This window comes from Enterococcus sp. C50 (genome assembly GCF_040887505.1).
Classification (GTDB): Bacteria; Bacillota; Bacilli; order Lactobacillales; family Enterococcaceae; genus Enterococcus_B; species Enterococcus_B thailandicus.
On sequence record NZ_JBFOFW010000001.1, the window covers coordinates 565,537 to 587,223 of the forward strand.

The window sequence follows — 21,687 nt, forward strand, 5'->3', positions numbered from 1 at the left end:
CTTCCTCACTGGATCAATTATAAATAATCAGTAAAGCGAGCAAATGCCGCTTGTCCTTCTTCTGTCCGCTTAAACACGCCTGCATCTTCTAACACACGTAAGAACACTTGACCAACAGCTTCCTGCACAATTTCAGTTACGTGATCTGCTGTGATTGTGTGAGTTGCCCGCAACTCATCTGCCCATTCACGATGATAATCAGCTAAGTTGTTTTCTTCGTTTAACAAATATTTTTCCACTTCTTCAAGTTCCATTTTTAATCGTGGAGGTAACACGGCTAACCCCATCACTTCAATCAAGCCAATGTTTTCTTTTTTGATGTGCTGAACGTCTTTATGTGGGTGGAAAATCCCATCTGGATGTTCTTCAGATACATTATTGTCGCGCAACACTAAATCTAGTTCAAAGTAGTCATCTTTCCGACGCGCAATCGGAGTAATCGTGTGATGCGCTGTCCCATCGGCAGAATGCGCCAAAACTTCGACAGATGCATCCGAGTAACCTTGCCATTTTTCTAAAATGGTTGTTGCCGCATCTACAAGGAGTTCTTTGTCTGGTGATTGAAGGCGAATCACTGACATTGGCCACTTCACAATTCCTGCAATGACTTGTGGGTAATCAGTTAATTTGATTAAGCGTTCCATTGGTGCTTTCGCCATTGGAAATTCATGACGTCCAGCTTGGTAATGATCGTGAGATAAAATAGAACCACCTACAATTGGTAAATCGGCATTCGATCCCACAAAATAATGAGGCAATACTTCCGTAATTCGTAACAAGCGGCGGAAAGTATCTTGATTGATTTGCATCGGACGATGAATTTCTGACAAAATAATTGAATGCTCATTGTAATACGCATAAGGTGAATATTGGAATCCCCAGCTTTCGCCATCTAGGTTCATTCGAATAATCCGATGATTTGTTCTCGCAGGGTAATTTAAACGTCCTCGATACCCTTCATTCTCCATACAAAGCAAACATTTTGGATAGTCTACTTTCACTGCTTCTCGTTCCGCAGCAATTTGCTTTGGATCTTTTTCGGGTTTCGATAAGTTGATTGTAATTTCAAGGTCTCCGTAAGCAGTTTGTACTGGAAACTGGATATTTTTAGCAATTGAACGCGTTTTGATGTAATCGTTTTGCTGACTCAACTGGAAGAAATATTCTGTTGCTTCTTCTGGCGAGTTGGCATAGTGTTGTGCAAAAAAAGCATTAACAACAGACGGCGGCGGAGTCAAAAAATCCATTAGCTGTGCTTCAAACATTTCTTGTTCTGCAGCCAAATCTGAAATGACTTGATTGTCTTTCGCTACTTGGACTAATTCTGCCAGCAAATCCACTGCAGGTACTGTTACTGGACGTGGTGTGACTTCTCCCGTCAACGCTTCTTCACCTATCAAACTTAATAATCGATTTTGAAGATAAATTCGATCCATTTCCATGAAGCCACCGGAGCTAATCGAAAGCGTTGCAAAGTCACAAATTGTTTGACTGATAGACATTGTCAATTCTCCTATTCTTCATAGCCATGTGGATGACTTACATGCCAATCCCAAGCTGTTTTAATAATTGCTTTAACATCTGTATATGCTGGTTCCCAACCTAAGATCTCTTTTGCCTTTTGACTTGAAGCAACTAATGTACTTGGATCACCCGCACGACGAGGTGCAATTTTTGCTGGAATTTCTTTCCCAGTAACTTCGCGAGCTGCTTCAAGCATTTCTTTGACCGAATAACCATTGTTACTTCCCAAATTAAAGAAATTACTTTCATTTCCAGCTTTTAAATATTCTAAAGCTTTGATATGTGCAGCAATCAGGTCTTCTACTTGAACGTAATCACGAACGCAAGTCCCATCTGGTGTATCATAATCGTCACCATAAACTGCTAATTCTTCTCTTTGTCCTAATGCCACTTGTAAGATAATCGGTACTAAATGAGTCTCAGGTGTATGGTCTTCACCAATGCTTGCATCAGCCTTTGCACCTGCTACATTGAAATAGCGAAGAGCCACGTAACGCATTCCATACGCATTGTCACACCACTTCATCATTTTTTCCATCATCAATTTACTTTCCCCATAAGGATTTTTGGGATTAGTTGGTGTTTCTTCTGTAATTGGTGACATTTCGGGTTCACCGTATGTTGCTGCTGTTGATGAGAAAACAATTTGTTTTACATCAAATTCATGCATTACTTCAAGTAGGATTTGCATACCATAAACATTATTGTTGAAGTACATTAAAGGTTTTTCAACTGACTCACCTACTAAAGAACTTGCAGCAAAATGAATGACTCCTTCGATTGCTTCTTTTTCAAATACCGTTTGTAAAAATGCTTTATCTCGAATATCTCCTTCATAAAAACGTGCATCTGGGTGAACGGCTTGACGATGCCCTGTTAATAGATTATCAACAACCGCAACATCATACCCTTTTTGGATTAATTGATCGACTGCATGTGAGCCGATGTACCCCGCACCACCTAAAACTAAAATTGACATATTTAAACACTCCTTTATTGATAACTAACGCTCTTTTATCATCCATCCTTCATTGTACCAAAAGAACACGGAAGTTTCGAAACAGTTTTTAGTAATCACCAGCTTTTCCTATGATTTTATTTAGTAAATTTATAATAAAACATTTAGTAATTTTTTTCAATTGTTTTTGTAAAGGTTTCCAAATAAACGTCTAACTAGCCTTTTTTCTGTTTTTGTTTCATAATAGAGGTATCAAACAATTAAGAGGTGTTTTTAATGAAAAAATTTGTATCTGGATTATTAGTCGGAAGCTTAGCAACTGTTGCTGCTGTAGCAGGTGTTGTCGCTTCAGTTAAAAAAACTGTAATTGATCCAATCGATGAAAAAGAATCAATGATTGAAGAAAATCGTAAAAAAGCGATGCGTAAACGCGTTGCACGTTAATTAGTTATTTAAAAAAGGACAGCTAAGATGTTCAAGTCGCTTACGACTTGTTCATCTTAGCTGTCTTTTTTGTTTGTTTTCTCTTGTTTAGTTAACAAATGGCGAGCAATTGAATCTGCTTGCCTTAAATTCCAAGCATCTGTGTATGGACGTGCCACAGCAGCCGTCAACCAATCGACACCTTCTACTGGAATCCCATAACAATAAAAATTGGGAATCACTTTTCCATTTGCCCCTATAACTTGATTTGCATGGTTTACATCAATCGCACCTGAAAAATAATGTTCGTCAATTTCTGTTTTTTGATAAGAACGAATCAAACCATTTTTATTCAGACTTTGAATGACTGGATTTTTTGAATAGAACACACTATTAATCGGCAAATGAGCTTCAATCAAATAGCGACTATTGAGTTGCTTATTTTCTGTTTCAATCCAAAATCTTCCTCTGGCTCGTTTGATTTCAAACGGCGGTTTTGTAATATGGAAAATATCGGCATCTATCAGCGCAGCAAGCTCTTTGCTTCTTCTCAAAGGTGGACCAATGGTTAAAAAAGCATTCAGCGGTGTGAACCAAGACCACAATTGCTCACGATATTCTTCAACTGAAAAAATATCCCATGCGATTGCTTCACGAATTGGTTCACGCCAGTCTTTGATTGCATCTAAAGTTGAACTAAATGCACCTGTGTCATTTCCTTTTTCCGCCTCATTGATTTGCCATGCCAAAAAGGAACGAACCCCCTTTTCAAAATCATTAGGAAAAGCGGAAAGAGGATGTTCCAAGCTGTCCCATGACCAAATAAATGGTTCTAATTGCGGATAATTTGACAAACATTCTTCTGTTGACTCTAGCAAAAACACTTGCTCAAATTCAACAGGATTGATTGCTAATTGTTGTTCCTCAATCGTTTTTTGATAATAAAATAATTCTACTTCTTTTTTGAACAAGTCAAAAAATCTTTTACCAGTCAATTCTCCTTTTCTCTGCCATTTTTTTAGATTTTCTGTTGTTAATAACTTGAGCCGAGCCATCGCGCCACCCTGTTTTTGGTTCTTGCCACGGGGATAATAGGGAACCCCACGACGTGACCCCGCGTAAATAACTGGCTCGTTTCCAGAAGGGTGATAAATAAACTGATTTTCTTTTTCTTCAAAACGTCCACCACGTCCAACTGTCAATAACCCAATATAGTCAAAAAATGCTAACCCTAATCCACGTAAAAGAATCGGTTCATTAGCAGGTATATCAGCAACTAAAACGTCTGCTGGATTACTTGGCGGTTGATAAAACAAATCATGTTGCTGCGCATAATCAGCAAGATCAATTTCTTCATTCATCAACTCATTTTCCCAATGGCCACTTGCCAACACCAATTGATCCACAAAAAACGTTGTATCATCTGTCGCTAAGTAAAAACCAGACTCCACTCGTGAAACACTATCAACAAGTGCGGGAACGAAAGTAATCACATTGGGATATTCCTTTTTGAGTTCCGTGAAAAACCATTGCTGATACAAACCATAAAGGCAACGTGTTGCATGTTCATCTTTTCCTAACTGCTCCATTTCTGCGAGAAAAAAAGATTGCTTGTTCAATGATTGTTCCTCAACGAAAGAGGGGCCCTCTTTTTTTGCCCATTGATAAAGATTAGGACCTGCAGAAACAACACCATCAGTCGAAAGCGTTGCATCTGTAAACAATGTTACCTGTTGTGAAACCGAGTTCATTAATAGGTCTGTCGATTGATCCACTCGCCAAACTCTTCCACCGGGACCAACTACATCAAATAAGTAAATTTGAAGTGATTGATTCGTTTGATTGTTGCGCAAAATTCTTTCTAACATACTCAAGCCACGTGGACCTGCTCCGATAATGCCAATCTGCATCTTACACCTTCTCTTTATTTTAAACAGCTAGTTGTTGATCCAATCGTTTTTTCAACACTACTGCCTGATTTTCTGTTTCATCTTTTGCACCGTAGACAAGTGTCACTTGTTTTTCTTTTTGACAAATGGCCAGTAATTCTTGAAAAGCTTGGTGAGGAACTTCTTCATCTAACAATTCTTTTTGATAACGTTCAGAGAACTCAGGAAATTTTTCTGGGGTATGATTGTACCACTTTCTCAGCTCTGTGCTTGGCGCAACCTCTTTCAGCCATAAATCAAGTTTTGCTTCTGCTTTAGAAACACCTCTTGGCCAAATACGATCAACCAGAACCCGAAAACCATCTGTTTCTTCTGCTTTTTGATAAGCTCGCTTCAATTGAATCATGTTCTTTGCTCCTTTCCTTCACTCTTTATTTTAGCGAAAAACACGCTAGAGTACAAAAATAAAAAAGGATCGAGTAACCAGCTTTCTGCTAGTTTCTCGATCCTTTAAGAAATAGTCAATTAAACTTTTTTACTTTTGATTTTACCAGACCAGCCATCATAGCCACCTTTTAAAATATAAAGTTCTTTAAAGCCTTCTTTACGTAATTTGTTAGCTGTTCGAATGCTCAAACTTTTTCTTTGATCGTAAATATAGACAGGTTGGTCTTTACGAATTGAGCCTAAAGAGTTTTTTAATACTGTATAAGGAATATTTCGTGCACCTAAAATATGGCCAGCATCAAAAACATCCTTTTCTCTGACATCAATGATTTGCGCTTTACGCATTCCTTCACGAAACTCTTCTTCTTCTAACATTTTTGCTGAACGTTTTGCCATGATACGTAAGTATGCTTCCCAAAATACAATCGCCAGAATAATTGCGATCAAAAAAATATTAATCCAAAAAAACATGAGTTGCCTCCATCTTTACGCAAATTTCAAGGCTAATGATGCAGCACCAATGACGCCTGCTTCATTACCAAGCTCTGCTAATTTAATTTTTGTTGATTCTCTTACTTGTGGGAAAGTGAATTCCATAAAGTATTTTTCCACACGACTACGCAAAAATTCGCCTGCTGCAGATACCCCGCCGCCTAAAACGATACTTGAAGGATTCAATGTATTTCCTAGGTTTCCGCATGCTAATCCTAGGTAGAAACAAACACGATCCACAACCATCAATGCAAAGGGATCGCCGCCTTCTGCTAATTCGAAGATGTCTTTACTTGTTACTTCTTCGCCATTATCAAGCATTGCTTTAAGTGTTGAATCACCTGCATATTCTTCCGCCAAGAAACGGCCCAAACGCACCACACCCGTTGCACTTGAAACAGTTTCTAAACAGCCACGTTTTCCACATGTACATTCAAAACCATTTGGATCAACTGTGATATGGCCAATTTCGCCACCGGCGCCAGCAGCACCATGTACAAGATTACCAGCAGCAACGATTCCGCCACCAACACCAGTTCCCAATGTGACGAAAACAACATCAGGATCATTTTCTCCAGCACCTTTCCAGCGTTCACCTAGAGCAGCAACATTGGCATCATTATCAACTGCAAACTTAATTCCAGTACCTGCTTGGATTTGTTCTCTCACTGGTTGTAGCTCTGTCCAGTTCAAGTTATACGCGCCAATAACGGTTCCAGCTTCGCTATCGACACTTCCCGGAGTTCCCATACCAATACCGATAAAGTCTTCCACTTTCATGTTATATAAGTTTAAACGATGATTGATTGATTCAATGATTTCAGGGACAATATGTACACCCTCATCTAAAATATTGGTATCAATGCTCCATTTTTGTTGAATTTCACCTTCTGGAGTCATAATTGCAAATTTTGCAGTCGTTCCACCTAAATCAATTCCAATAATTTTCTTGTCCATTACACGTTTCCTTTCTTTCGGCTTTCTTCTATTCGGTGCTCTCTTTTCAGAATGCGCCATGCCGTCATGTACGTATCATGATCAATCAAGCGATTGTCATATAACGTTCTTAATTCAATCGTCATCAACTCTATATCATAAATTCGTGAGCCGACATAGATGATGATGCCAAATTTTTTGAATAGCTGTTGTACGTCATACAAGCTTTCCATGTTAAAGCACTTCCTTCACATTATACAAGTAAACCATACTTTTTTAAACCCACTAACAAACAAATTACTAAAAGAAAAATAAAAATCATTCCAGAAATAATTCGTTGATGAATCGAAAAGTTTCCTCTTTGTTCGGGCAAACCCAAGATATTTCCTAACAGTAGTCCGCCGAGAACTCCGCCAACATGCCCCCAGATATCAACCGATGTATCAAATCCACCAAAGACTAAGCTTAAAACGATAAATAACGAGAACTGTCTCACCATCTGTGTAATTGCAGGGTTATTTCGAAAATGGAATCCTAAAATCACAAAAGCACCAAACATCCCAAATAAGGACGTACTCGCTCCTGCAGATAACACGCCTACTTGGTTCAACGCAAAACTAGCTAAATTACCAGCTACGCCACTCAATAAATAAATGAGGAAGAAACGCCAATGTCCGTAAATCGTTTCGATTTGCGAACCCATAAAGTAAAGTGTTACAGAGTTAACTGCAAAGTGCATCAGACCAAAATGAATAAAGATGGGAGTAATCAAGCGCCACCACTCATGATAGTATGCAAAGAAAGGACCATACATTCCGCCAAATGATTCTATTTTTAACTCTGGAAACAGGTACATCAATACAAATACAATTGTTTGAATCCCTAAAAAAATATAGGTCCAGATTGGTTTTTTCAACCAAAATTGAATTTTTCGTTTTTGTTGATAATCCATGAAAACCTCCTATTAGTAATAAAATTAATCAATAAACAATTGTTGAATTTTTTGATCAAATGATTCTGGCAACCACGCATCATTCAACTGTTCAGTAAAGACTAAGCTCGCTGTTTGGTTTGGATATTGCTGTAAATAGCGATCATAATAACCACCACCAAAACCAATTCGATAACCCGATTTCGTAAAGACCAAGCCAGGCACAATTAATAAATCGATTTGTTCAGGTAAAAAAAGGCGTGAATTTGTTGGCTCTAAGACACCAAAACTAGACCGTTCTAGCATCGTTTCATCTGTCAATTCATAAAAAGCCATTTGACGCTTTGGCAATGTCTTCGGAATCACGATTTGTTTATGCAGTTGCTTTGCATAGTGGATAACAGGTTCTGTTGCTACCTCGAATTCATTTGCTAAAGTTATCCCAATCGTTTGTGCGTTTTGAAATGCTGAACTCGAAAATAGTTTTTGATGGATCCGTCGTTCTTTTTCTACTTTTTCATTTGAAGCTAGTTCTTTTAATGTTTGAACGCCTGCTTGACGTAATTGTGCTTTCGTTTGATTCACTCATCCAACCTACCTTCCTTGATAGCATGGTATCGAAAAATGAATAAAATAGCAATGCTGTTGCGAGGAAATAACGTTCATTTTCAAAAAGAAAAAGAGTTCAAGATGAATGCTTGAACTCTTCGTTTTAGATTTTTTGAAGGGAAAGGGTTGATATTTTTGGTTGTTGTTCATTTTTTCTGAAGCCCAACCTTTTGTGCCACAACCTTATTTACGGTGTTCCCCAAGCAACTCCTCACTATAGCTTGGAGCCACAACCTTTAAGCTTGCTTTTGAAACAATAAATAAAGAAAATACGGCGCACCGATTAACGCAATCAAAATTCCTGTCGGGATTTCACCACTTGGAAGGATGACACGCGCAATAATATCAGCTACGTTCACCAATAACGCCCCAAACAAACCACTTAGTACAAAAGTCCAATGGTTCTCTTTTTTAACAATTGTTTTTGCAACATGCGGCGCCAACAAACCGACAAAGGATAAACTACCTGCAACAGCAACACTAGCACAAGCTAATCCCACTGCCAGAATTAATAGCACCCGTTGACTTCTTCGGACATGTAAGCCTAAACTCTGTGCACGTTCTTGTCCAAAAGAAAGTAGCCCAATCTGTTGACTATAATAAAAAGCAAGTGGCAAAAGAAAAACGGCCCATGGAAGCAATGCCCAAACATAAGGCCAACTAGCACCCCAAATAGATCCTGCCAACCAAGCATTTACAAAACCGTAATTTTCTTTTGAGATTTTGATCGTCACTAGCAAAGTCATCGCCGATAACCCAGCGTTTACAGCAATTCCCGAAAGTAAAATTCGGTTCATTTTCAACATACCGCTTTTAGTATAGGAAGTAAGATACACACAAATAGCAGCCAGCAAACCACCTAGACAAGCCGCAAAAGGTAATAGAAAAGTTGCTGCAGCTTGCGAAAAGAAACCTAAATAAAGCATGACGAAAAAGCCAGCTCCTGCATTGATTCCTAAAATGCTAGCATCTGCCAACTCATTTCTAGTAACTCCTTGCAGTAAGTACCCCGAAACACCCAAACACATTCCCGCCAAAAGACTAACTGCCAACCGTGGAAAACGAAATTCTTGTACGATTAGCTGTGTAATTGGCGACGCAGTTCCAGTAATCCCATCAATCACTTGTTGAATAGATAATAGTGGTGTCCCAATCATCAAGCTAAGTAAAACACTAATGAACAAGCAGAACAGCAAGAAGGTAATCAGCCATCGTAATTTTTTCATCCCTCTTCCCTCCTAACTTGAACAAGCAAGAATGGCACACCGATCAAAGCAATAATCAAGCCAAAAGGTGTTTCAAATGGTGGATTGATCATTCGTGCCACCAAATCTGCTACCATTACTAAGCATCCTCCCGCTAAAAAAGAACCAGGTAGAACGTAACGATAATCTGAACCTACTACCCCACGAATCAATGGTGGTACTAATAAACCAATAAATGAAACGGGTCCCACAAGTGCCACCGCAATTGCAGATAAAATCGCCACCATTCCAAAAGAAATAAGACGCGTTCTTCGTGGGTTTCCACCAAGTGCCACCGCATGCGATTCACTTAAATTAACCAAGGAGATTGATTTACCTAGCAAACAAGCGCAAATTGAAGCAATTAAGTAAACAGGTAACAAAACTGTCAATTGTCGCCAAGTGATATTCGCCGCTCCTCCAACAAACCAAAAAGCTAAGTCTTGTTGCAAATTAAATAATTGTGTTAGCGCTTGACTAATTGCAGTAAAAAATGAGCTAATCGCCACCCCAGCTAAAATTAGCTGAACTGGATTGATTCCCATTTTGGAAAATTTGAGAAAGCCAAACACCAAAATCGTCACTGCTAATGCCCCAACCAGAGAAATCAAAAACGTTTGAAAAGATGAAACAGCTGGTAAGAAAGCAAAACTAATTGCCATAGCTAAAGACGCACCTGCATTGATTCCCAACAACCCAGAATCTGCCAATGGATTACGTGTCACACCTTGCATCAATGCCCCACTTAAAGCAAAACTGCTGCCAACAACAAACGCACCTAACACTCGAGGTAATCGAATCGTTCGTAAAATTTGTTGTGCTTGATTCGCTGAATCAAATTGAACAACAGATAACCATAAGTCTTTCAACGTTACCTCTGCTGCACCATTTGCGACAGCTAGTAAAAAAAGTATCATACTTACTACTATAAGCAGCCAAATAAAACGACTCTTCTTTCTACTCGTCATTGATTTACCTCCTGTCGTGAAAGTAAATCGTAAGTTAGAAAGACTGGCTTGTCAGAATCAGGCAAATGAACGATTTGTGCATCAATTTCAAAAATTTCTCGCATCCATTCTTTTGTAATTACTTCTTTTGGTGAACCTTCAACCAATAATTGACCAGCTTTCAATCCTAATAAATAATCTGAAAAACGAGATGCATGATTGATATCATGAATGGACATCAAAATCGTCGTTTGTTTTACGCGATTGATTTCTTCTAATAAATGTAGAATTTCTAATTGATGTGCGGGATCTAAAAAAGTAATTGGTTCATCTAAAATCAAAATGTCTGTTTCTTGCGCCAAAGCCATAGCAATCCACACACGTTGCGCTTGTCCACCTGACAGAGTAGCAATCTCTCGTGTTTTTAAAGTATCTAAGCTAGTTGCTTCTAGCGCCCATTGAATCGCTTCTTGGTCTTCTACAGTCAAACCACTAAATGGCTTTTGATAAGGATATCTACCATAAGAAACAATTTCTTCCACGGTCATTCCCAACGGATGATCACTACTTTGTGCCAGTAAAGCAATTTTTTGTGCCAATTCTTTTGAACTATATGTAGAAATTTCAGAATCATTCACAATAATTTTCCCCTTTTTCACAGGAAGGATTCGTGTGAAGCTTTTTAATAATGTCGATTTTCCGCTCCCATTTGGCCCAATCAAACTAGTAATCTTGCCTTCAGGAATTTTTACTGATAAGGCATCAATAATTTGCTTTTTGGGATACCCTGCTGCAATATCGACTGCTTCGATTTTTGCCATTTCACCCATCCTTTCGTTGAAAATCATTCTCAATTATGACGCTACTTCACAAATTCGTCAAGCACAAGTTTTCTTTAGCTTTCACTAAAAAATTGGTTGACAGTGCTTTAATTATCAGGAATAATAGCATCTGAGAATGATTCTCAATTATTCTAGGAGGAAGAAAATGAAACGAAAAGCAAAGTTTTTCACAATCTCAACGACTCTATTATTAATTGGTTTATTAGGAGCTTGCTCCACAGCAAATAAAACGACAGACACAACAAATTCGACAACTACAGCAAAAAGCAATGGCACGCACACCGTGACAGATACTTTAGGCAATAAAGTAACAATTCCCAATCAACCAAAACGGATTATTGGAAGCTACTTGGAAGACTATCTAATTGCACTAGATGAAAAACCTGTTGCGCAATGGACCGTTGGTAGTGGATCAATCCAGGATTATTTACAAGATGATCTGAAAGATATTCCAACGATTTCTTATGACTTACCTTACGAAAAAGTTTTAAGTTTTGAACCTGATTTACTTCTGATATCTTCTTCGGCAACTGTTGAAGGTGGAAAATATGAACAATACAGTAAAATTGCTCCTACTTATGTGGTTACAAATGGTAGCGATGTAACTTGGGAAGAGCAATTAAAAGATGTGGGTAAAGCTTTGGCAAAAGAAGACCAAGCAAAAGAAATCATCAGTGAATACCAAGCTTCTGCCAAAAAAATCAAAACGGAATTAGCCGATAAAATCGCTGGTAAAACAGCAGCTGTTTTATGGGTAACAAATAATTCTGCCTTTATGGTGAGCGAAAATCGCTCAAGTGGTCGTATTGTTTACGGCGATTTAGGTTTTGGTGTCCCTAGCTTAGTTAAAGAGATCTCTAAAGATGCTACTTCAGACTGGTCTGCTGTTTCTTCAGAAAAATTAGCTGAGTTAGATGCCGATTATTTAATTTTGGTCAACAGTGATCAAGGCGCTGCAATGTTTGAAGAACCTGCCTGGAAAAATCTGAAAGCAGTCAAAGAAAATCATTTGCTCGAATTTGGTCCAGAATCTAGTTGGTTGTACAACGGACCAATTGCTAGCCAAGAAATGTTGAACGATCTTGCTGAAAAATTAAACTAAAAACTTCTGAAACATTAAAGAGAGCGAGACAAAACTAAAATCCAGTCGTTCTTAACATATTTTCAATTAAAAAAGCCTAAAATCAGCGTTTTCAAAACGAATTTTAGGCTTTTTTTCTATTTAGGCTAGTTTTGTCCCAAACTCTTTTATTAGTACCTTCGCTTAGTCTTTTCGCACCCATTTTTGGAAACGATGTGGGTAGCGATTTTCTTCATCTAAAATCCCCACGTGTTCTTCGGCTAACGTGAAATCGGAAAAGTCGATTTCACCAATATACGTGTCGCCTTCAAATTCTTCGTCAATCAATGTTCGCCATATAATGCCTGTTTCTGGTAATAATTCTCGAAAAATTCGACTGCCACCAGAAACATAAATATCTTCTGTTACTTGTTGACTGTAGGCGAACACTTCTTCAATTGAATGCATAACTTCCGCATTTTCTGCAACTTTGAGGTCTGGTCGGGTTGTTAAAACAATAATATGACGATAAGGCAGACTTAATTTTCCCATACCTTCATATGTTTTTCGTCCCATCACTAAAATTCGATCCATTGTATGCTCCCGAAAAAAACGCATATCATTTGGTAATTTCCACGGTAATAAACCATCTTTCCCAATCAAACCGTTACGATCTTGTGCCCACATTGAAATAAACAAATTATCCGCTCCTTTAGCTAACTTTCTCATTCTACCAAGAAGCATACACAATTTTTCGTAAAAAAACTACTCTCACTCTTTTGGAGTCCCCCATTGATCTGGGGTCGTAACAATTTTCAGTTGGATTTCTTGCGCGACTAAATAATGATAACTTCCGTCTTTCTCATCAAAAAGAAATCGTACAATTGCATCTTTCTGCTCAAAATGACCAATATTCTCGATTGGGTCTCCATGATAACTACCACTAACATCTGTTGCCACTAATTGGTCCAGTTCATTTTGAAAAGAAACTGCAGGTGCTTCAAGAATATCTGTTCCAAATTTAATCTTGGTGATCCATTCAATTGTAGCTCCATTGAGACTTTTTTTATCCGCCTTCACTACGACATTTTGTGTCAGTTGTGTTGGAATCAATTTTTGATTGAGCAACGTGATTGTTTCGACTAAGTGTTGACTCGATAATTCAAAATGTACCGTTTGAGTTGCTCGTACAAAACCAAATTTTGCTTTTGTTTGACGTAGTTCATACGTTCCAAACGGAAGATTCGTCAGCGTTAACGGTTCATTTAAAGCTAAGGCTAGTTGCTGAACCTGACCTGTTTGAGTATTAAATAATTCAAATGAACCTTCTTGGATTGGTTCACCATTGATTTTTTTCAGTTGGATAGTTAGTTGCGTCACTTTTTTTAGTGGCAACTGGCTAATCATCGGATTACTTTGGGGAAGTAACTCTTCGTGTATAGTTGATGAACTTGATTCGATCACCACTGTTTGATTGTCTTTTTCTGCTATGATTTCACTTGTTGTTGAACTCGCTGATCTAGTTGATTCCGTTGTGAGCGAATTAATCATTAATGAACTTGATTCTTGAGACTCTGCTTCTTTAAAATTATCATCATCAGATGTTTTGGCTGTTTCTGGTTCTTTTGCATTTTGCACTGGCACTTCTAACAGCTGACTACCTTGAATCCAAATAGTTGTTTCCTTATCGATAATCTGATAACCAGTTGGGGCTTTTTCCTGGACTAATGTATATTTTCCAATTGGTAGCTTTGTAAGTTCAAACATGCCTTGTTCATTTGTCAAAAGATTCTTTTTCAGAATTTTTCCAGAATCATCCATCAGATGAAAGCGACCACCAGATAATTTCTGTTTCACATCTGCTCGGTTGGTTAGCGTTACCTTCAAGCTACCCAAAATAGGTTGATTTTCCACGTCTAGTTGTTGCGTTAATTGCTCTTCTGTTATGGAAAAAGTCCTGTTTGTTGTCTTTTCATATCCTGTTGGCGTTGTTACTTGACTCACCTGATAAGTTCCAAGAGGAAGCTTTGGCACACTTGCTTTTCCCTTCTCATCTGTCGTAATTGTTTCGACCAAGTTTCCTGTTGTGACATCGTGAATCTCAAATTGACCACCAGCAAGTGGTTGGTTCGTTTCTTGATCTGTCAACTGTAGATTGAACTGTCCTGTTACGATAGCTGGTTTGGTTACAAAAGAACGAACTTTTATTTTCTGATGATTGACATTCACACCTGTTGAGCCACTGAATGCGACTGCATAATTTTCCTGTAGCGGCAAGACTTGTTTCCATGTCAGCCACCCCCGATTGGAATGAAAGCGAATCGTTAGTTCCTTGCTCATCGCATCATAATCAGCAATAAACGAATGGAATTGCCCATCAACATCTGCTGGCGCATCTTGATTGTTCGCTAAATATTGAACAGAGTCTTGAATCATAACTGTTGTAGGATTGGAGACTAAAAACGCACCAAATGGTTGATTTCTTCCTAAGATCCGTTCAACGTTTTCAGGTGGTTCCTCGTATTCTTCACTACGGTTCCAAAACGTGTCTAATTTAAATGCTTGAACGCCTGCTAATCCTAAAACACCGATACCATTCCCTGGTTTTCCGATGGCTGATGGCACATCCGTATGAAGCGCAAGCGCAACCCCATCTCCCCCACCTTCTACATCTGTTTTATCACCTAAATTTACTTCGGCTTCTAAATGAAAAGAGGTAGTAGCTGGTAATTTTTTGTTCAACGAAACATTTCCAGCTTGTAATCGCCTATTAGGTGTTAACGAAATAATTTCAGTTATTGGATCATAAGAAGCTGATCCTTGTAATGAAAAATAATCCTGCAAGTTTTCTGATTCTATAGCCAAGGGTTCATCATAAAGGTTTTCAGCTGCGAAAGCCGTGCAGCCAAAAACAGTTGAAGCAACCAAACTGGTCAAGAAAACAAGTTTTTTCATTCTTATCATTTTGCTTCACCCCCTATCGTAAATGCCAATTTTCTTGAATCTATTTGGTATTCTTTTGGTGCGTTTGTTTCTACAAAATAATACTCACCTTTCGTTAAGCCGTCGACAGCTAGTTGTCCATATTGATTCGTTTCAAGCTTTTTTCGTAACACTTTTTCATCTTGATAAAGTGTAAATGCTACGCCAGCAAGTGGCTCATTCTCGTCTGTGATTTTTGTTAATAAAATCGTATTTTCTTTTCGCTGATTGGTAAAAATCCGTTGAATGACTGTTTGATTTTCAATAACTAATTCGACTGTTTCTTCCGAAAGTTCGTAGCCGAGAGGAGCTTTCACTTGGCGGATTACATACTGGCCTTTTGCCAATTTAGTCAGCGAAACTTGTCCCGTTTCATCAGCAGTTAATTTCTGCGTTTCGCCATTTTCAGCTTTTGCTTCATAAACAGCTCCTGGAATTGCTTTTCCCGAAGACTGGTCGACAGTTAAAAGTTCTTTTGAATAGGTTTCTTTTTTCAAGGACTTGCGGTACATCGTGATAAAGGCTTTATTAGAGAGAACTTTTTGACCATCACCTAAATCAAGTTGTGCTTGATTTCCATAAACTTGTTTTTCTACTACAGATTGCGCGCTTGTCTGTCGATTTATTTTTTGCGTGGTGCTTGTAGCAGTCACTAATAAAAGCGGGCTGAACAAACTTACGGCCCCCAACATTAGCGAAACCCCTTGATAAATCGTGCGTTTCATTATTCTTGCCTCATTCCATAAACCAAGCTTCCACTCAATCGAGCCATTCGCTGGCCAATCAAGGTTTGACTTGCGCCTCCGCCTGAAGGTACCTGCGGATTCTTTTCCATAGCCGAAATTCGATTTTCCAGCATTGTCAATTCATTTCTTTTTATCCGGCGATGATTTTTAAAAACGACTGTCTCTCCGTTATTTTCCACCTGAATATCATTCACTAGGCTTTCTTTTGACAACTCAATTTTCTTGTCCCGGATTGGTTGATCGACCAGCCCACTCAAAATAACACTTTGATACAGACAAGTCGTTGCTAACATACCACTAACTATTAAGGATTTAACTTTCATTTTCATTCCTCACTTTAATTACCATCTCGCCAAACAACAACCAATCATGATCACTTGGTGGATTTTTCCAGATAATCTGCGGACAGTTCAACTTATCAATCAACAAATCACTAACATATAGTTGTGTCTGATTGTTGACCTTTTTTTGAACCTCAATATTCAAGTTTTGAAAAGCTAAAATATTTTCCGCAATGAATTTTGTATACGCTGATCCTCTCGAAAAATCCACACAAACGTAAACTTTATCAGATAAATACTTTTGTGGAATAACCGAAATAATGGCGAAAATATAATCATAATACAGACTACCATTCGTCAATAATCCTTGATCGTAAATCTTACTATTTTTTGCTAATTCAACAAATTTCTTAGCCACTTGATGAAATTGTGGATATAATTCAGCGAAGAAACGCTCTTGATCCTCTGAAATAAATGTCAGTCGAGAATGATTGGCAAATGCCAACTTAAAATTTGTTAGTTCCAAAACCTGCTGTAGTTCTACGATTTTTTCTATTTTTCGTTCCGTTGATAAAACAAGCTTCAACGTTTGAAATAAATAATCGACCTGTAAGGTAGTCAACTCAGTTAAATTTTGGTTCCATCTGATTGTTTTTTGCTGTGTCGTTAGTGAAAGACATTCCTCGCTTAATAAAAAAACCAAAAGCCATAGTTGTTCATTTTCTTGTTTTTCTTCTGGAATCACAGTGATCTTTTGCAATTTATTTTGAACAAGTACAAGCTGTTGTCGAATTTCTTTTGCATAGACATCTTCAAATTCAATTTCAACTGTATTCACATAACTTCGTTTTGATAAGCGTAAGAGTGTAATGCTCAAAAACAATTCTAATTTAGCAATCCGAGTCATAATCATTTCTAAATTCAAGGTGTGGATGATTACCTCCAACACTTCATGTGTCTTTTGCCGAAGTGAAGACTCAAATGGTGATTCTAAGCCATTGAAAAAATAATAGTAAATATCAAAAATTTCTCGCCGAACCTTGGCTTCATCTCCAACTAACGTTCCTTCATTGATTTGAATACCACCTGGTGCCAAAATATCTTCTAGTTCACTTTTGATCAGATATGCTTTTGAACGACTCAAAAAATGTTTTTGTGAAAACTTTTCTGGTGTGGATCCAAATTGAACCATTTCGTGAAAGAGCAAAAACAAATCAGATTGCTTCAAATAATAAAGTTGTAACTGCCGAATCACTTCATTGGAAAGGTCTGGAATATCGATCTCACCTTTCGATAATCGCACAACTTTGGCATTAGTTGCTGCAACTAATGCCTGTTCAAGTTCAGCAATATACTTATTCACTTTAAACTTTGAGATTCCTAGTAACTCAACTAACAGTTCAACTGAAGTGAATTGCCCCTTACGCATGTCAAATATGCGTAAGATATCGAGTTGGTACCGAGCTGAATCGCTGAGTAAATCTAATTTGTTAATCGTCATAACACCCTCCTGAATTTTCCTGCATCTTAATATAACGCTTTTTAGTTAACTCCTTCCTCTTTTTTGTTTGTACGAGAAACTCGCTAAGAAGTATCAGCTTCATTATTTTTTGCAATTTTTTTAATTTGTATCGTTATCTAGCCAATGTAATAATGTCGGCCAATTTTCTTTAGTGACTATCAATCGTGGCATGTCAGTAGTCAACGTTTCATTCGTAACAACACCAGTTTCTAAACTGAAGATACCCTTGATTTGATTTTGACTCATGTAGTCTGTTAGTCGTTTGTTTTTTGCCCCGTAAGGATAAGCAAAATAATCAGCTTGATACCCAAGTTCCTGTTTAAAGATTTCTTGACTTTTTTTATAGTCATCAATCATTGTTTTTTTTGGTAAGTTAGTCGACAATACGGGTTTTCCTTTTTCTTGATAATGTAAATCATTGGTATGCACGCCAAATGTGGCTAAGGGCGAAGCCGCCAACTTTTTTATCTGTGACCAACTAGCCATCTGCGAGCCAGAAAGATTATTTCCAGTCTCGCCTGTAATCACAAAAGCGGTGAAGGGGAACTTCTCTTTCTCTAAAACTGGAAAAGCGTTATTTGGTAACGTAACATCGATATCATCAAATGTAATCACCACATTTCGCCCAGTTAACTCTTTCTTTGCACGTTTTTCGAGTAATTGATCCATTGTTAAAACAGGTACTTTTCTTTCCTTTAAATCCTGCATTTGTTGAGTAAAATCACTCAATGGTACATTAAATTGATGAAGTTGGGTATTTTTTGACATTTTTGAAACTGCCTCAACCACAAAATTATCTGCTAGTACACGATGATAACATAAAACGATCACTCCATCTTCATCTGATAAAGGAGCATAAGAAAAACCAGTACTCACTTCACTTTCCACTAGTTGTTTTGTCTGGCTAAAAAGTAGAAAACTAACAACACCAATCAGACAAAAGCTCAATAAACTGGTAAGTAATCGATTCACTCGTTTCATTGCGTACCTCCTGTTGTTTTCAGTGCGACGATTCCAATCAAAATTGGCACAATAAAAATCGCCAGTAAAGCAAAAATAAGATGCAAAATATCTGTTATTTGGGTCAACGGAAAGTCAACCAATAAAAAAATGGCGCCAATAGCATCAGAATAATAACCTAACAATGAACAAAACATCAAAAACAATAACGCTAAAAATAACCACCACGCAATCAATAAATACATTGTCGAAAGTAAATTACGCGTAAACATCTTTTTTCGAATAATCAAATGATCCATTTTATACACCTCGATCTGGACTTTCCCATTTTCCTTTACTTGTCTTCCCTGTGATTACAGCAAATTCCGAAGAAATTGCACTAATAAGATTGGTTAACCAATAAAACATCAAATAAACAGGAACAGTTAGTTTGTCTTGCAGTTTGAGCTGACTATCATTCTCATCGCCATTGACACCAATCCAAAATAGTAAGATAGACAATAAAATGAACAAAACAACAACACCACCTGCGACATGTAATTCCTGTCGAAAATAAGTTGCAACGAGATAATTAAACGTGCTAAACACAAATGTCCCGCCCCAAAGATGACTCAAAATCATTTCGCCGAGTAACAACTTATAGTTTAAATCGCCACCCCCCATGACCCATGAAAAATTCCCGAGAAGCACTTCCAATCCACCAATCGACCAACGTTTTCTTTGTTTCAATAAACTAAAATAACGTTCTGGGACTAAAATATAAGAAAGTGCGCGGCAGTTATATGTCACGCGCCAACCTGCGCGATGCAGTTTCCAAGTGACATCAATATCCTCCGTCATAACCTCGGGATTAAACCCACCAACCTCTTTTAAACTTGATACGCGATACATCACGATTACGCCTGAAACTGTCATGATTGCACCTAACATAAATGTTTGCGTGCGCTTGATTCCGTCAATGATTCCAACGTATTCCAACGTCTGTAATTTTCCTAACAAAGTTGAGCGATTACGTACCACTGGCTTCCCTGTCACCGCGCCAATTATCGAACTGCTCTCTAACTCTGCAGCTAAGATTTCCACTGAGTTTGGTGCCAACAAAGCATCTGCATCTAATACCAGCAAATACTTTCCACTAACCATTTCCAAAGCTGTATTCAGCGCAGTTGCTTTCCCGCCATTTTTTTGTTGGGCAAGAATTCTCAATTCTTTTTCTTTAGAAAATCCTTGTTTGATTTGTTCAAGGAGCATTAACGTATTATCTGTACTTTTATCATCAACCACAATGATTTCCAAGTTGGGATATGCAAGTTGTTCCAAAGCAGACATCGCTTCTTGAATCGTTTCTTCTTCATTGTAAGCAGATAAAACGATTGAAACTTTTGGATAACTTTTTAATGATTCTTGCTTGGTGTACTTGATTCTCGAAAAGTATGCGCCAACCGACCATAAAATAGACATCAGAATTGGATAACCAATCGTATAATAATCAATGAATTTTAGAAGAAACATGTTGGTCTTTCCTTTCTGCTGATTGTCCGCCCCGCAACTTTCGTCGTAGCCATTCGCTGCTCCGTTCAAATGGATAACTAAAAAGAACTGCTGCACTGAAACTAATTAAGATGATTACAAAACCATAGGTCAAGCGCTGCTCCATCGTTGGCAACAACATTCTTGCAATCGGATAAACGAGTTGGTCTGTAACATCTGACATCAGATAGATTCCAAGCGTCCATTGACTCAACTTTCTGATAGGCAATTGAAATCCTTTCGTTACTGGTATGCGCAAACAACACACAAAAATCAAAAAACTAACAATCAGTGGTTCAAAGCCGTTGTATTGATTCCCAGCAAAATCTTGATACGTTGTCTGATAATCAAGTATCACGTCTAAGACAAAGAATGCGAAAATAGCTATGAGTAAAAGTAACCAAGTTTTCTTAAACTTTTTAAACTGTTCTTGATATTCAAATAAATAGGCACCGATGAAATAATAGCCAATTGGATAAGCATCAATCCAAAAATCTGGAACCACTTTTCCGAATGAGTTCAACAAAGATGGCCCAAAAAATAAAAAAAGCGATACCCCAACAACATATCGATGGAAAAACTGATTCTGATTTGCTTGCCAAATCAAATTTAGTAAGGGAATCATCAAGTACAACCCTATATACATTTCCACATACCAAGAATAAGTATTGGTTGAATAATCCAAAATACCAAAAAGTGCATCAGTCAAACTCACGCCTTCATCCATCACAACCATTCTCAGCCAGCCAACTAAAGAAATGCTGACATACAAGAACAAAACAGGAAACAGATTCAATAAATAGGAAACAGAAAGTTTCTTACGATTCATCAAGAAACCTGTACACAATAAAAACAATGGCACAGCAGTTATTGTCACTTGCCTTGTCATCATCCAAAAAAGGGTACGATTTGTTTGAATCGTTTGATCATAAAAACCACTATTTAATAAGAAATGAACAGCTACCACAAAAAAGGCAGCCATTGTTTTAATCAAGTCAATCGAATAATTCCGTTTCATAAGCACCTCCAAAAATAATTACAAAATGAATTATAACGAGTTTTTCATTTTGTTTTACTACCAAAACAAAATTGAAATCCATACTTTTTATTTCTATAAAAAAAATTTTGGATAATCGATTTTTTCGTAACTAAACAAGCCTAAAGTCAGAAACATTTCAAGTAATTTCTTGATTTAGCAAGCTTTCCAATCATTCATTTTACGTACGTTACTAAAAAGATTACAAAAAAGCGACTTTTGTCACAAATTGTCATGAACCTTTTACCTATGAAATATTTTTCCATGTTAAAGTAGTCCAAGTTGATCACAACAACAAAATTCGAACAACTCAAAAGGAGAAACTATT

Annotated in this window: 23 protein-coding genes; 2 read left to right on the plus strand and 21 right to left on the minus strand. The window is 37.7% G+C overall.

Features of this window, described 5'->3' with window-relative positions:
* Nucleotides 1-17: 17 nt before the first annotated feature.
* Together galT and galE are read right to left on the minus strand one after the other, a co-directional pair.
* Nucleotides 18-1,502, minus strand: a complete 1,485-nt coding sequence (galT, locus tag AB3I20_RS02455) for a UDP-glucose--hexose-1-phosphate uridylyltransferase (RefSeq protein ID WP_285700805.1) — start codon at nucleotides 1,500-1,502, stop codon at nucleotides 18-20.
* Nucleotides 1,503-1,513: 11 nt separating this feature from the next.
* Entirely contained in the window at nucleotides 1,514-2,503 is a 990-nt protein-coding gene (gene galE / locus AB3I20_RS02460) for a UDP-glucose 4-epimerase GalE (RefSeq protein WP_368026892.1), read from the minus strand.
* A 255-nt stretch (nucleotides 2,504-2,758) separates the two neighbouring features.
* On the opposite strand from galE, the gene AB3I20_RS02465 reads away from it, so the two are divergent.
* Complete coding sequence (locus AB3I20_RS02465) at nucleotides 2,759-2,926, plus strand: DUF3042 family protein (RefSeq protein ID WP_067484184.1); 168 nt, start codon at nucleotides 2,759-2,761, stop codon at nucleotides 2,924-2,926.
* A 56-nt stretch (nucleotides 2,927-2,982) separates the two neighbouring features.
* Here the strand turns inward: AB3I20_RS02465 and AB3I20_RS02470 are convergent, their stop codons facing one another.
* From AB3I20_RS02470 to AB3I20_RS02515, 10 genes are all read right to left on the minus strand, one after another.
* On the minus strand, nucleotides 2,983-4,815 hold the full coding sequence (locus AB3I20_RS02470; protein ID WP_368026893.1) for an FAD/NAD(P)-binding protein: 1,833 nt from the start codon (nucleotides 4,813-4,815) through the stop codon (nucleotides 2,983-2,985).
* A 19-nt stretch (nucleotides 4,816-4,834) separates the two neighbouring features.
* On the minus strand, nucleotides 4,835-5,200 hold the full coding sequence (locus AB3I20_RS02475) for a DUF488 domain-containing protein (protein ID WP_067484182.1): 366 nt from the start codon (nucleotides 5,198-5,200) through the stop codon (nucleotides 4,835-4,837).
* Nucleotides 5,201-5,319: 119 nt separating this feature from the next.
* Nucleotides 5,320-5,712, minus strand: a complete 393-nt coding sequence (locus AB3I20_RS02480; protein WP_067484181.1) for a rhodanese-like domain-containing protein — start codon at nucleotides 5,710-5,712, stop codon at nucleotides 5,320-5,322.
* 15 nt (nucleotides 5,713-5,727) lie between these two features.
* A complete protein-coding gene (locus tag AB3I20_RS02485; protein WP_067484179.1) occupies nucleotides 5,728-6,690 on the minus strand; it encodes an ROK family glucokinase in 963 nt (320 codons plus the stop codon).
* Nucleotides 6,690-6,902 (minus strand): YqgQ family protein, encoded by a 213-nt coding sequence (locus AB3I20_RS02490; protein WP_067484177.1) that lies wholly within the window; start codon nucleotides 6,900-6,902, stop codon nucleotides 6,690-6,692. The genes AB3I20_RS02485 and AB3I20_RS02490 overlap by 1 nt, the downstream gene beginning before the upstream one ends.
* A 20-nt stretch (nucleotides 6,903-6,922) precedes the next feature.
* Nucleotides 6,923-7,621 carry a rhomboid family intramembrane serine protease gene (locus AB3I20_RS02495; protein WP_075491106.1) on the minus strand — a complete coding sequence of 233 codons (699 nt, stop codon included), beginning with the start codon at nucleotides 7,619-7,621 and terminating at the stop codon, nucleotides 6,923-6,925.
* A gap of 24 nt (nucleotides 7,622-7,645) precedes the next feature.
* Nucleotides 7,646-8,185, minus strand: coding sequence for a 5-formyltetrahydrofolate cyclo-ligase (locus tag AB3I20_RS02500; RefSeq protein WP_071868525.1), 540 nt, complete (start codon nucleotides 8,183-8,185; stop codon nucleotides 7,646-7,648).
* Nucleotides 8,186-8,445: 260 nt separating this feature from the next.
* Nucleotides 8,446-9,435, minus strand: coding sequence for a FecCD family ABC transporter permease (locus AB3I20_RS02505; protein WP_368026894.1), 990 nt, complete (start codon nucleotides 9,433-9,435; stop codon nucleotides 8,446-8,448).
* The gene (locus AB3I20_RS02510) at nucleotides 9,432-10,421 is read right to left on the minus strand and encodes an iron ABC transporter permease (RefSeq protein WP_086271039.1); all 990 of its coding nucleotides are present in this window, start codon (nucleotides 10,419-10,421) and stop codon (nucleotides 9,432-9,434) included. Before AB3I20_RS02510 ends, AB3I20_RS02505 begins: the two co-directional genes overlap by 4 nt.
* Nucleotides 10,418-11,221 (minus strand): ABC transporter ATP-binding protein, encoded by an 804-nt coding sequence (locus AB3I20_RS02515; RefSeq protein WP_218658170.1) that lies wholly within the window; start codon nucleotides 11,219-11,221, stop codon nucleotides 10,418-10,420. The genes AB3I20_RS02510 and AB3I20_RS02515 overlap by 4 nt, the downstream gene beginning before the upstream one ends.
* A 166-nt stretch (nucleotides 11,222-11,387) precedes the next feature.
* Here AB3I20_RS02515 and AB3I20_RS02520 point away from each other — a divergent pair, with 166 nt between their 5' ends.
* Entirely contained in the window at nucleotides 11,388-12,344 is a 957-nt protein-coding gene (locus AB3I20_RS02520; RefSeq protein ID WP_067484165.1) for an iron-hydroxamate ABC transporter substrate-binding protein, read from the plus strand.
* Nucleotides 12,345-12,506: 162 nt separating this feature from the next.
* Here the strand turns inward: AB3I20_RS02520 and AB3I20_RS02525 are convergent, their stop codons facing one another.
* From AB3I20_RS02525 to AB3I20_RS02565, 9 genes are all read right to left on the minus strand, one after another.
* Nucleotides 12,507-13,001, minus strand: coding sequence for a dihydrofolate reductase (locus tag AB3I20_RS02525; RefSeq protein ID WP_270492471.1), 495 nt, complete (start codon nucleotides 12,999-13,001; stop codon nucleotides 12,507-12,509).
* Between the two features lie 72 nt (nucleotides 13,002-13,073).
* Nucleotides 13,074-15,266, minus strand: a complete 2,193-nt coding sequence (locus AB3I20_RS02530; protein ID WP_284590551.1) for a SpaA isopeptide-forming pilin-related protein — start codon at nucleotides 15,264-15,266, stop codon at nucleotides 13,074-13,076.
* Nucleotides 15,263-16,009 carry a collagen binding domain-containing protein gene (locus AB3I20_RS02535; RefSeq protein ID WP_071868531.1) on the minus strand — a complete coding sequence of 249 codons (747 nt, stop codon included), beginning with the start codon at nucleotides 16,007-16,009 and terminating at the stop codon, nucleotides 15,263-15,265. The genes AB3I20_RS02530 and AB3I20_RS02535 overlap by 4 nt, the downstream gene beginning before the upstream one ends.
* On the minus strand, nucleotides 16,009-16,353 hold the full coding sequence (locus AB3I20_RS02540) for a hypothetical protein (protein WP_067484157.1): 345 nt from the start codon (nucleotides 16,351-16,353) through the stop codon (nucleotides 16,009-16,011). The genes AB3I20_RS02535 and AB3I20_RS02540 overlap by 1 nt, the downstream gene beginning before the upstream one ends.
* Entirely contained in the window at nucleotides 16,343-17,812 is a 1,470-nt protein-coding gene (locus AB3I20_RS02545) for a helix-turn-helix domain-containing protein (protein WP_270492466.1), read from the minus strand. Before AB3I20_RS02545 ends, AB3I20_RS02540 begins: the two co-directional genes overlap by 11 nt.
* 120 nt (nucleotides 17,813-17,932) lie before the next feature.
* Nucleotides 17,933-18,814, minus strand: coding sequence for a polysaccharide deacetylase family protein (locus AB3I20_RS02550; RefSeq protein WP_067484154.1), 882 nt, complete (start codon nucleotides 18,812-18,814; stop codon nucleotides 17,933-17,935).
* Nucleotides 18,811-19,092, minus strand: coding sequence for a hypothetical protein (locus tag AB3I20_RS02555; RefSeq protein WP_067484153.1), 282 nt, complete (start codon nucleotides 19,090-19,092; stop codon nucleotides 18,811-18,813). Before AB3I20_RS02555 ends, AB3I20_RS02550 begins: the two co-directional genes overlap by 4 nt.
* Nucleotide 19,093: 1 nt before the next feature.
* The gene (locus AB3I20_RS02560; RefSeq protein ID WP_368026895.1) at nucleotides 19,094-20,305 is read right to left on the minus strand and encodes a glycosyltransferase; all 1,212 of its coding nucleotides are present in this window, start codon (nucleotides 20,303-20,305) and stop codon (nucleotides 19,094-19,096) included.
* Nucleotides 20,283-21,341 carry an acyltransferase gene (locus tag AB3I20_RS02565; RefSeq protein WP_368026896.1) on the minus strand — a complete coding sequence of 353 codons (1,059 nt, stop codon included), beginning with the start codon at nucleotides 21,339-21,341 and terminating at the stop codon, nucleotides 20,283-20,285. The genes AB3I20_RS02560 and AB3I20_RS02565 overlap by 23 nt, the downstream gene beginning before the upstream one ends.
* Nucleotides 21,342-21,687: the final 346 nt, after the last annotated feature.